Below are 10,853 nucleotides of genomic sequence, written 5' to 3' on the forward strand. Positions count from 1 at the left end.
TCGAGCAGTCGCCGCCGCGGTCGAGCTTCACCTCGACCTTGTTGGCGTCGATGTCCACGTACTTGGCGATCACCGCCAGCAGCTCCTGCTGGAGCATGGGCAGGTAGTCCGGGCCGGACCGGCCGACCCGCTCGTGCGCCATGACGATCTGCAGGCGTTCCTTGGCCTGGACGGCCGACGCCTTGGGCGCCGAGCGGAAGAAGCTGAAGATGCTCATGCGGTCCTCCGCAGGAGGCGGCTGAACAGCCCCTTCTTCTGCACGGTGGTGAAGCGGTGCTCGACGTCCTCGCCCAGGAAGCGGCCGACCGCGTCCAGATAGGCCTGACCGGCGTTGGAGTTCTCGTCGAGGATGACGGGCATGCCGATGTTGGAGGCGCGCAGCACCGCCTGGCTCTCCGGGATCACGCCCAGGAGCGGGATCGCCAGGATCTCCAGCACGTCGTCGACCTTCAGCATCTCGCCCTTCTCGACGCGCTCCGGGTCGTAGCGGGTCAGCAGCAGGTGCTGCGTCACCGGCTCCTCGCCGCGCTCGGCGCGGCGCGACTTGGAGTTCAGCACGCCCAGGATGCGGTCGCTGTCGCGCACCGACGACACCTCGGGGTTGGTGACGATGATGGCGTGGTCGGCGAAGTACAGCGACATCAGCGCGCCGCGCTCGATGCCCGCGGGGCTGTCGCAGACGATGTAGTCGAAGTCCTTGCACAGCTCGTTCAGGATGCGCTCGACGCCGTCCTTGGTCAGCGCGTCCTTGTCGCGGGTCTGCGACGTCGGCAGGATGTACAGGTTTTCGACCCGCTTGTCCTTGATGAGCGCCTGGTTCAGCTTCGCTTCGCCGTTGATGACGTTGATGAAGTCGAACACCACGCGGCGCTCGCAGCCCATCACCAGGTCGAGGTTGCGCAGGCCCACGTCGAAGTCGATGACGACCGTCTTGAACCCACGCAAGGCCAAACCGGTGGCAAACGCGGCGCTCGATGTGGTCTTGCCCACGCCGCCCTTGCCGGAGGTCATGACGATGATCTTGCCCAACGAGCCTCTCCTAAGAAGCTAGAGTTTCCGACAACCGATGTCCGCGTCGATCCGCGGCATCAGAGTGGCTGGATGTGCAGGTAGCCCTCGCTCAGCCGGATCTGCACGGGTTTCTTCACGACCGATTCGTCCATGTCTTCGCTGACACGGTAGAGCCCGCAGATGGAGACCAGCTCCGCCTCCAGGCTCTGGCAGAAGATCCGCGCCCCGGCGTCGCCCGAGATGCCGGCCAATGCCCGGCCGCGCAGCGCGCCGTAGATGTGGATGTTGCCGTCGGCCAACACCTCCGCCCCGTGGCTGACCGCGGCGGTGATGATCAGGTCGCACTTCTCGGCGTAGATCTGCTGGCCCGAGCGCACCGGCTCGTTCACCACCAGCGCCGGGCGGTACGCCGGCTCCGGCGGCGGGGCCGGCGGGGCGGCGGCGGGGCCTTCCGGCGCGCGCACCACGTCCAGGCGCGCCGCACGGCCGGCCGGCATCGGCACGAGCCCGATGGCCAGCGCCGCCTCCTGCACCGCGCGCGGCCCACCGACGAAGCCGATGGGCAGCAGGTTCTGCTCGCGCACCTTCAGGGCAAAGCCGGTGACGTCGAAGCCGGCGATGCTCTCCGGCAGTTCGTCGAAATCGAGCACGACCGGGGCGTGCCGGAAGAAGTTGGGCGCTTGGCGCACCTTGCTGGCGAGCAGCGAGAAGAAATTCGGCGACGCCGGGTCGACCACCTTCAGCACCATCATGGTGAAGGAGTTCCCCCGGAACTGGAACGGCGCATCCCGTTCGGCGACCTGACTGGCGCTGCTCACCGCCACCATCCTGACATTGACCCCGACAAGCCCCCGCGTTCTAGCGGGGTGCGCGCGTCCCGTTCAAGGGACTCGGCACCCGCAGGGAGTGACAATCGACAGGCCGCCACCAAAACGGCACACCGCGCCGCGGAGCCCCCGGCCTTCCCGGCCCGGCAACCCGCCAGCACGAACATGCGTATGGAGACGACCAATTGGGTTGGTCACCTAACCCACCACAAAGTATAGTAACGGATCTCCATATGGGGGGCAAAGGGTTTCGCCGGGGAATATAACGTCATCCTTTGCGCGCCGCGCACCGATTCGGCTCGCGCACAGATAGCAGCCCGGCCGACGCTTCGCGCGCGGTTGCGGCGATATGCCCCTCCCGGCGCCATCCGCTTGGGACGCCCGCCCCGACAGGGTCGGCCGTCCGCGCCGACGGGCCACTCCGCGGAGGCCCCACAACATCTTGTATGAAACTTTTGCGTAAGCCGCAACTTTCGCTGACAAAGCGTGTTGCTCAGGTTATGGTTGACGTAGCGAGGCACTCTTCGGCCTTCAGGTTTCGGCAGACGTGGAGTTCGGCTTGCACGATCCATCGTCCCTGGCGTCCCTCAAACCCTCCGCAGCCCCTCCGGGCTCGGCAGGACGGGCGTCCGCCTCGCAACGGCAAGCCGGCGTCGGGCACGTTCCGCAGCATCATCGCCAGCACCAACACTGTCAGCACGCGGCCTCCCTTGCGGGAGGTTTTTTTGTGCCCGCCGTCAACCCGCCTACCCCCATGACGTGAGGAGAGCGATATGGCGAAGCGCCAGACCAAAGGCAGCGCTGCCGCGCAGGCGACCGACGCAAAGGTCCACCCGCTGTTCCCGAGCACCGGGTGGGATCCCCTGATGCCGGAGGATCGCCGCGACCAGAGCTACCTCCGCAAGGTCAAGCCGCAAAGCGACAACCAGCGCCACCTTCTGGAGGCGATTCAGTCGCACAACCTCGTGGTGGCGCTCGGCCCCGCCGGCACCGGCAAGACCTACCTCGCCATCTCCTCCGCCGTGGAGGCGCTGGAAAGCGGCAAGGTCGACCGCATCGTCCTCTCCCGCCCGGCCATCGAGGCCGGCGAAAGCATCGGCTACCTGCCCGGCGACATGCACGAGAAGATGGCCCCCTTCCTGCGCCCGCTGTACGACGCGCTGGCCGACCGTCTGGGCGGCAAGCGGCTGCGCCAGCTGATGCAGGAAGGCACCATCGAGATCGCCCCGGTCGGCTTCATGCGCGGCCGCACGCTGAACAACGCCTTCGTGGTGATCGACGAGGCGCAGAACTGCACCTACGGGCAGATCAAGATGCTTCTGACGCGCCTGGGCTGGCACTCCACCATGGTGCTGACCGGCGATCCGGACCAGACCGACCTGCTCGACAACCTCTCCGGCCTCGCCGACATCGCCCGGCGGCTTGAGGCGGTGGAGGGCATCGCGGTGGTCCGCCTGACCGAGACGGACATCGTCCGCCACCCGCTGGTCGCCAGCATGCTGACCGTCCTGTAAACCCACACGCAAACTGGTATTACCAATCTGAGCGCGCACTCCCGCCAGGGGGTGCGCGCTTTTGTCTACATACGGTGAAGTGCGGACCACCTTGACGGAATCGATGAATCAAATCTAAACATAATAAAAAATTTTAGCGGAATTGCCGGGACCGGACACCCCAACGCAACAGCCGCCAACGACGAATCAGGCAAGGGGAAACGCACCGTGTTGGACCGCATCGGCATCAAGGGGAAGATATCCGTCATCCTCGGCGTCTCGGCGCTGGGCCTCGTCCTCGTCTTCGCGCTCAGCCTGCTGGGCCTGCGTGGCGAGCTGTACAAGGACCGGCACGACAAGGCGAAGAGCGTGGTCGAGGTCGCCTACACCCTCGTGGCCCACCACGAGGCGCTGGCGCGCAAGGGCGCCCTAACCGCCGAGCAGGCGCAGGCGGCCGCCAAGGAGGCGCTGCGCGCGCTGCGCTACAGCGGCGAGGAGTACTTCTTCATCAGCGACCTCGCGCCGCGCATGATCATGCACCCCTTCAAGCCTGAGCTGGAGGGGAAGGACATGTCCGACAACAAGGACCCCAACGGCAAGCGCCTGTTCGTCGAATTCGCCGCCGTCGCCCAGGGCGGCGGCCAGGGTTTCGTCGATTACCTGTGGCCGAAGCCCGGCGCCGCCCAGCCGGTGCCGAAGATCTCCTACGTGCACGGGTTCCAGCCGTGGGGCTGGGTGATCGGCTCGGGCATCTACGTCGACGACGTGGAGACGGCGTTCTGGAACGCGGCGCTGCGCATCGGCGGCATCGGCCTGCTGGTCATCCTGGCCGGCGTCGGCGTGGCGCTGCTGGTCAGCCGCACCATCGTCGGCCCGATCAAGTCGATGACCGCCGTCATGCAGCGCCTCGCCGACGGCGACACCGACCTCACCGTGCCCGGCATGGGCCGCGGCGACGAGATCGGCACCATGGCCCGCACGGTCGAGGTGTTCCGCGAGCATCAGGTAGCCCTGAAAGCCCATTGGGAGCGGCAGGAGGTCGAGCACCGCGTGACCGAGCAGCGCGCCCGCGCGCTCGAACGCCTGACCGAGCTGTTCGACGCCACCGTGTCCAACATGGTCGGCGAGGTGTCGAAGGCGGTGGAGGGGCTGGAGACGACGGCCGCCGGCCTGTCCAGCACCGCCGACCGCAACCTGCAGCAGGCGGCCTCCGTCGCCAGCGCCTCGCAGCAGGCCTCGGCCAACGTGCAGACCGTGGCGGAGGCGGCCGAGGAGCTGTCCAAGGCCATTTCCGAAATCAGCCATCAGGTGACGGTCAGCGCGCAGATCTCCGGCCACGCGGTGGAGGCGTCGCGCCGCGCCGACGGGCAGATCGCCAGCCTGGGCAACGCCACGCAGAAGATCGGCGAGGTGGCCGACCTGATCACCTCCATCGCGTCGCAGACCAACCTGCTGGCGCTGAACGCCACCATCGAGGCGGCGCGGGCCGGCGAGGCCGGCAAGGGCTTCGCCGTCGTCGCCAACGAGGTGAAGAACCTCGCCACGCAGACCGCCAAGGCGACCGAGGAGATCGCCGCCCAGATCGCCGGCGTCCAGCAGGCGACCGGCGAGGCGGTGGACGCCATCCGCGAGATCGCCGCCATCATCGGCCAGAGCGACGAGATCGGCACCTCCATCGCCGCCGCCGTGCAGGAGCAGGGGGCCGCCACCGGCGAGATCGCCCGCTCCGCCACCGAGGCGGCGCAGGGCACCGAGCAGGTGTCGTTCAGCATCACCGGCGTATCGTCGTCGGCGCAGGAGACGGAGGAGGCCGCCCGCACGCTGCTGACCGCGGCGCAGAGCCTGACCACCCAGGCGGAATCCCTGAAGTCCGTGGTCGACAGCTTCCTCATCAACGTCGAGGCGGTGAACGCCGCCGGCATCGACGACCTGCACGCCACGACCGGCAAGGACCTGTTCATGACCTGGGGCGACGGGCTGTCGGTCGGCGACGAGGACATCGACAACGACCACATGATCCTCGTGGGCCTCGTCAACCGCGTGCACGACAACGTCCGCAAGGGCCGCTCGCACGCGGTGACCGGCGAGGCGGTGGAACAGCTGATCGCCTACACCGAGCTGCACTTCACGCACGAGGAGCAGACGATGCGCGACGCCGCCTACCCGCGCTTCGAGGAGCACCGTGCCCAGCACGAGGACCTGCTGAAGCGCGTGCGCGACCTGCACCGCCGCCTGAAGGCCGGGGAGGACGTCAACGACGCGCTGCTGCGGCTCGTGCGCGACTGGCTGTGCGAGCACATCCAGCGGTACGACGTGCAGGTCGGCCAGCACCTTGCCGGCCGGACCCGTCTGGCGGCGTGAGGAAACGGGCGCCGGCCCGTGCGGTCCGGCGCCCGCTCTGTGCGCTACGCCGCCGCGCGGTCGGGAATGGCGGCCTGGATGCGGTCGAGCACGGCGCTGACCGCCCCCGCCCCGTCCTCCAGCGCCTCCAGCCCCAGAGAGAACTGGTTCGGCGGGGCCAAGTCGAAGGTGACGGAGATCTCGCCTTCCTCCAGTCGCATGCGTCCGCCGAAGCGGTTGGACAACGCGCGCATGCGCGTGTTCTCCGCCTGGACCAGCATGTGGACGGTGTGAATGGAACGGTTTCGGGCGATGGTCAGCGCCCGGCGCACCAACGTGGTGCCGACCCGCTGTCCCTGCAGGCCGCCTTCGACGCTGACCGCCAGTTCCGCCTGATCGGGCCACAGCAACCGGTCGGTGCACAGCACCACGGCCGCGCGCAGCTCACCCTGCACGAACCCGCCGATCGCGATCGTGCGGCGCCAGTCCAGACTGCGGCAATGCTGCTTGATGACGTCATCCGAGACGGTCCCGGCGAAACGGGCGTAGCGGTCGGCCCGACTTAGCCGAAGAAGATGCTCCTCGTAGAGGGCCATTTCCGTCGGCAGCATTTTGCGAAAGACAGGCATGCTCTTGCTCACGTTGTCGACACGATGACACACGGTCTCAGAGCGTCCGTCCCTTGATGCTCCCGTTCTTGTCGGATATTGGAGCTGCGCCGGCCGTTGCATCGGCCAGTCGCCATATTGCACTGCAACATGGCGCCGGATCCAGGGGGCTCAACCCCACCGGAAGCATGGCAGCCCTGACTGTGGCGTGGCCGCAACAGTTGGCGGCGCGCCGGGTGCCCGTTATGCTGCGCCCCGCATCGCAGGGGCGACACGGAAAGGACGCAGGCGGGCGGCCATGAGCATCTGGGGCAAGATCCTCGGCGGGGCGGCGGGCTTCGCCATCGGTGGACCGCTCGGCGCGCTCATGGGGGCGTTGGCGGGGCACGCCGTCGACCTCGTCCGCACCGACGAGACGGCCGGCAAGAAGCCACCGGAAGAGGCGATCAAGTCGATCGCCTTCACCGTCGGCGTCATCGTGCTCTCGGCCAAGATGGCCAAGGTCGACGGCACGGTGAAGCGGGTGGAGATCGACACCTTCAAGCGCCTCTTCCACGTTCCGTCCGACGAGATGAAGAACGTCGGCCGCGTCTTCGACCTGGCACGCCGGGATTCGGCCGGCTTCGAGGTCTACGCCCGGCAGATCGCCGCGCTGTTCGAGGAGCGGCACGCCGTCCTGGAGGAGCTGTTGGCCAGCCTGCTGCGCATCGCCGAGGCCGACGACGAGGTGCACGACGCGGAGATGGACTACCTGCGCGCGATCGCCGCCATCTTCGGCTTCGACGACGCCGAGTTCCGCCGCATCATGGCCGAGCACTGCGTCCTGTGCGGCAAGGCGGAGACCGACCCTTACGCCGTGCTGGGCGTGAGCCGCGGCGACGATGCGGCGGCGATCAAGACGGCCTACCGCCGTCTCGTGCAGGAACACCACCCCGACCGGCTGATCGCCCAGGGCATGCCGGAGGAGTTCGTCGAACTGGCCAACGACAAGATGGCCGCCATCAACGCCGCCTACGACCGGATCCAGAAGGAGCGCCAGCTGGCCTGACGCCGCCCCGCCCCGTCAGGGCGTCTGCGGCGCGCCGCCGGCCGGCACGGGGGATGTCAGGGCGGCGGCGGGCGGGGCGGCAGTGGGTGTGGCCGCCGGCCCTCCCGTCGCGTTGCCGGCCAGCGTCGACACGCGCTTGTCGAGGAGGTCGGGGACGAGGCGCTCCAGGAAGCCGGCGACGAAGCCGACGATCAGCACCATCTGCCACGTCATCTGCCCGCCCGACAGCGTGGCGTCGCCCACCTTCACGTTGGGCACCACGCCGGACCCGATCAGCAGCAGCAGCACGCCCGCCGAGATGACGCCGATGCCCAGGCGCAGGACGCCGTCGGTGATGTTGTCGACGCGGTCGATGTCCAGCCCCACGCTGCGGCTCCGGATGCCCAGCGCGATGGAGAAGGCGGCGCCGACCAGCCCGGCCTTGGCGGCCAGCCACAGGTTGTCGGCCGTCTGCGTGAAGGGGTACAGCCGGCTGGCGATCGCCAGGACCACCATCATGACGGCGCCCGCCCCGGCCGCCCAGGCCAGGTATTCCAGTCGCCCCGCCGCCGCGCGGTCGAGCAGCAGCTGGGCCTTGGCGGCCGTCAGCGCGTCCTTGCCCGCCTGACTGTCGCCGTCGAGCGCCAGCTGCAGGCCATAGGCAATCTTCCAGTAATACGCGACCGGCTCCCGCCAGCCCTTGAGCAGCGCGTTCAGCTCCGCCCGCACCGGAGCCAGCGGCTGCATGTTCTGGCGCTGCTGCTTCTCGACGGTGGGATCGTCGGCGTACTGCACCTGGACGTCGCCCGCGTAGTAGATCGCGTATTCGCCCGGCTTGGCCGCGTAGACGTAGGTGATTTCGACATGCCGCGAATCGCGGTTGCCGATGTGGATGTCGGCCACCCGCAGCGTCGGGCAGTCGGGGGGCGGCACGGCCGGCGCTGCGGCTGGCGTCGCCGCCGGGGCCGCGGGATCGTTGGCCGGCTCGCCGAGCGGCACCGCGACCACCGGCTGCACCACCGGCGCGGCCTGAACGGCGGGCGCGCCCGGATCACTGTCGCCGGGGGGTTGATCAACGGTCGAAGCGGCATCCGACATCACGCACTCCATTCGCACATCGGCCTTAGCACTAGGCAGATTGGCGCAATTAGAAGTTTATGTAAAAGGCTATTTTCCGGGCATTCATGACTATGCACCGGGCCGCGCACCGGGATGGGCCGGGCGGACCTCCCCTGCGCGCAATGGGGGTCGCGAAAGCGGCGGGCGGCGCGATATACAGGGGCCTCCGTCCACTCGCCCGATCCGGATCCATGGCCCCTCCCGCCCCCATCGTCGCCCTGCAGGGTGTCGCCGTCACCTTCGGTGGCCGGCCGCTGTTCGAAGGCCTCGACCTCGCCATCGCCCGCGGCGACAAGGCCTGCCTCGTCGGCCGCAACGGCACCGGCAAGTCGACGCTGATGAAGGTGCTGGCCGGCATGATCCAGCCGGACGGCGGATCCGTGTTCGTGCAGCCCGGCGTGCGCGTCGCCTACCTGCCGCAGGAACCGGACTTCACCGGGTTCGCCAGCGTGCACGACTACGTGGCCGCCGGCCTGCCCGCGCCCGAGCAGGACGAGGCGCACCGCGTCGACGCCATGCTCGACCACGTGGGCATCGCCGGCCATCTGGCGCCCTCCACGCTGTCGGGCGGCGAGGCGCGCCGCGCGGCGCTGGCCCGCACGCTGGTGGGCGAGCCGGACGTGCTGCTGCTGGACGAGCCGACCAACCACCTGGACCTCCCCACCATCGAGTGGCTGGAGGAGGAGCTGCAGGCCTACCGCGGCGGGTTGCTGCTGATCAGCCACGACCGCGCCTTCCTCAACAAGCTGGCCAAGCGCACGCTGTGGCTCGACCGCGGCGCCATCCGTGCCACCGACCGCGGCTTCGCCCAGTTCGAGGAGTGGCAGGCCGAGGTCTTCGCGTCGGAGGAGATCGCCGCCCAGAAGCTCGACCGCAAGATCGAGGGCGAGATGAAGTGGCTGCGCGAGGGCATTTCCGCCCGGCGCACCCGCAACATGGGCCGTGTCCGCGCGCTGATGCAGCTGCGCACCGACCGCGCCGAACGGATCAAGGGCGGCCAGCAGGCCAAGCTGGCGATCGCCGAGGGCGAGCGCGGCGGCCGGCTGGTGATCGAGGCGGAGCACATCGCCAAGGCCTTCGACGCGCCGGAGGGGCGCAAGGTCATCGTCCGGGACTTCTCCACCCGCATCCTGCGCGGCGACCGCGTCGGCCTGATCGGGCCCAACGGGGCGGGCAAGTCGACGCTGCTGAAGATGCTGACCGGCCAGTTGCCGCCCGACAGCGGCACCGTGAAGCTGGGCACCAACCTGGAGCCCGCCTATTTCGACCAGCGGCGCGAGGGGCTGGACCCGGAGGATACGATCCGCCACGTGCTGTGCCCCTTCGGCGGCGACAGCGTGATGGTGAACGGCCAGCCGCGCCACGTTGCCGGCTACATCAGGGACTTCCTGTTCGACACGCGCCAGCTGGACAGCCCGGTCAAGAGCCTGTCGGGCGGCGAGCGCAACCGGCTGCTGCTGGCCCGCCTGTTCGCCAAGCCCAGTAACCTGATGATCCTGGACGAACCGACCAACGACCTGGACATGGACACGCTGGACCTGCTGGAGGAGGTTCTGGGCGACTACCAGGGCACGCTGCTGCTGGTCAGCCACGACCGCGACTTCCTGGACCGACTGGTGACCAGCACCATCGCCGTGGAGGGCGACGGGTCGGCCATCGAATACGCCGGCGGCTATTCCGACTATCTGGTGCAGCGCCGCCCGGCCGCGGCCAAGACCGCCGCAGCACCCAAGGCGAAGCCCGCCGAGGCCCCCGCGCAGGCGGCCAAGCCGCGCGGCAAGCTGAGCTACAAGGACCAGCGCGAGCTGGACGAGCTGCCCGGCCGCATGGACAAGCTGGGCGCGGAGATCGCCAAGCTGGAAGCGGCGATGGCCGACCCCGACCTGTTCACGCGCGACCCCGCCAAGTTCCAGAAGACGTCGGAGGCGCTTCATGCCCGGCAGGCCGAGCTGGCGGCCGCCGAGGAGCGCTGGCTGGAGTTGGAGGCGCTGCGCGAGGAGCTTGAAGGCGGGCGCGCATGACGCCGCAGGATGTCGGGCTGGCGCTGCTGGTCATGGCGCTGTGGGGGTTGAACTTCGTCGCCGCCAAGATCGGTCTGGCGGAGTTCCCGCCGATGCTGCTGATGGGGATGCGCTTCACGCTGGTGGCGGCCCTGCTGCTGCCCTTCGTGCGTATGCCGCGGGGGAAGATGCGCGGCATCTTCCTGTTGTCGGTCATTCTGGGCACCGTGCACTTCCCGCTGATGTTCAACGGCATCAAGGGGCTGGACGCGGCCACGGCGTCGGTTGCGGCCCAGCTGCAGGTGCCCTTCGCCTCGCTGCTGGCGGCGCTGTTCTTCAAGGACAAGCTGGGCTGGAAACGCGCCTTCGGCATGGTGGTGGCGTTTGCCGGCGTGCTGCTGATCGCGGGCGAGCCGCGGCTGGCCGGC

The 10,853-nt window shown here is 68.8% G+C and carries 10 protein-coding genes; 5 read left to right on the forward strand and 5 right to left on the reverse strand.

Annotated elements, in window-relative coordinates; translation table 11 throughout:
* The 3 genes from minE to minC form a co-directional block, all read right to left on the reverse strand.
* Positions 1-217 (reverse strand): cell division topological specificity factor MinE (gene minE / locus VED21_RS09945; protein ID WP_324882185.1); only part of this gene is annotated, 217 nt, incomplete at its 3' end.
* Entirely contained in the window at positions 214-1,029 is an 816-nt protein-coding gene (gene minD, locus VED21_RS09950) for a septum site-determining protein MinD (RefSeq protein WP_324882186.1), read from the reverse strand. The genes minD and minE, both read right to left, overlap by 4 nt.
* A gap of 59 nt (positions 1,030-1,088) precedes the next feature.
* The gene (minC, locus tag VED21_RS09955) at positions 1,089-1,838 is read right to left on the reverse strand and encodes a septum site-determining protein MinC (RefSeq protein ID WP_324882187.1); all 750 of its coding nucleotides are present in this window, start codon (positions 1,836-1,838) and stop codon (positions 1,089-1,091) included.
* Positions 1,839-2,611: 773 nt separating this feature from the next.
* Between minC and VED21_RS09960 the strand changes: the two genes are divergently transcribed.
* Positions 2,612-3,352, forward strand: coding sequence for a PhoH family protein (locus tag VED21_RS09960; RefSeq protein WP_324882188.1), 741 nt, complete (start codon positions 2,612-2,614; stop codon positions 3,350-3,352).
* 207 nt (positions 3,353-3,559) lie between these two features.
* On the forward strand, positions 3,560-5,692 hold the full coding sequence (locus tag VED21_RS09965; protein ID WP_324882189.1) for a bacteriohemerythrin: 2,133 nt from the start codon (positions 3,560-3,562) through the stop codon (positions 5,690-5,692).
* 44 nt (positions 5,693-5,736) lie between these two features.
* Here VED21_RS09965 and VED21_RS09970 read toward each other — a convergent pair whose 3' ends face one another.
* Entirely contained in the window at positions 5,737-6,300 is a 564-nt protein-coding gene (locus tag VED21_RS09970; protein ID WP_324882190.1) for a GNAT family N-acetyltransferase, read from the reverse strand.
* A gap of 277 nt (positions 6,301-6,577) precedes the next feature.
* Here VED21_RS09970 and VED21_RS09975 point away from each other — a divergent pair, with 277 nt between their 5' ends.
* The gene (locus VED21_RS09975; protein ID WP_324882191.1) at positions 6,578-7,327 is read left to right on the forward strand and encodes a TerB family tellurite resistance protein; all 750 of its coding nucleotides are present in this window, start codon (positions 6,578-6,580) and stop codon (positions 7,325-7,327) included.
* Positions 7,328-7,342: 15 nt separating this feature from the next.
* Here VED21_RS09975 and VED21_RS09980 read toward each other — a convergent pair whose 3' ends face one another.
* On the reverse strand, positions 7,343-8,404 hold the full coding sequence (locus tag VED21_RS09980) for a hypothetical protein (RefSeq protein ID WP_324882192.1): 1,062 nt from the start codon (positions 8,402-8,404) through the stop codon (positions 7,343-7,345).
* A gap of 212 nt (positions 8,405-8,616) precedes the next feature.
* Between VED21_RS09980 and VED21_RS09985 the strand changes: the two genes are divergently transcribed.
* Together VED21_RS09985 and VED21_RS09990 are read left to right on the forward strand one after the other, a co-directional pair.
* Positions 8,617-10,446, forward strand: a complete 1,830-nt coding sequence (locus tag VED21_RS09985) for an ATP-binding cassette domain-containing protein (RefSeq protein WP_324882193.1) — start codon at positions 8,617-8,619, stop codon at positions 10,444-10,446.
* Positions 10,443-10,853 (forward strand): DMT family transporter (locus VED21_RS09990; RefSeq protein ID WP_324882194.1); only part of this gene is annotated, 411 nt, incomplete at its 3' end. The genes VED21_RS09985 and VED21_RS09990, both read left to right, overlap by 4 nt.

This window comes from Azospirillum sp., from assembly GCF_035627195.1.
Taxonomy (GTDB): Bacteria; Pseudomonadota; Alphaproteobacteria; order Azospirillales; family Azospirillaceae; genus Azospirillum.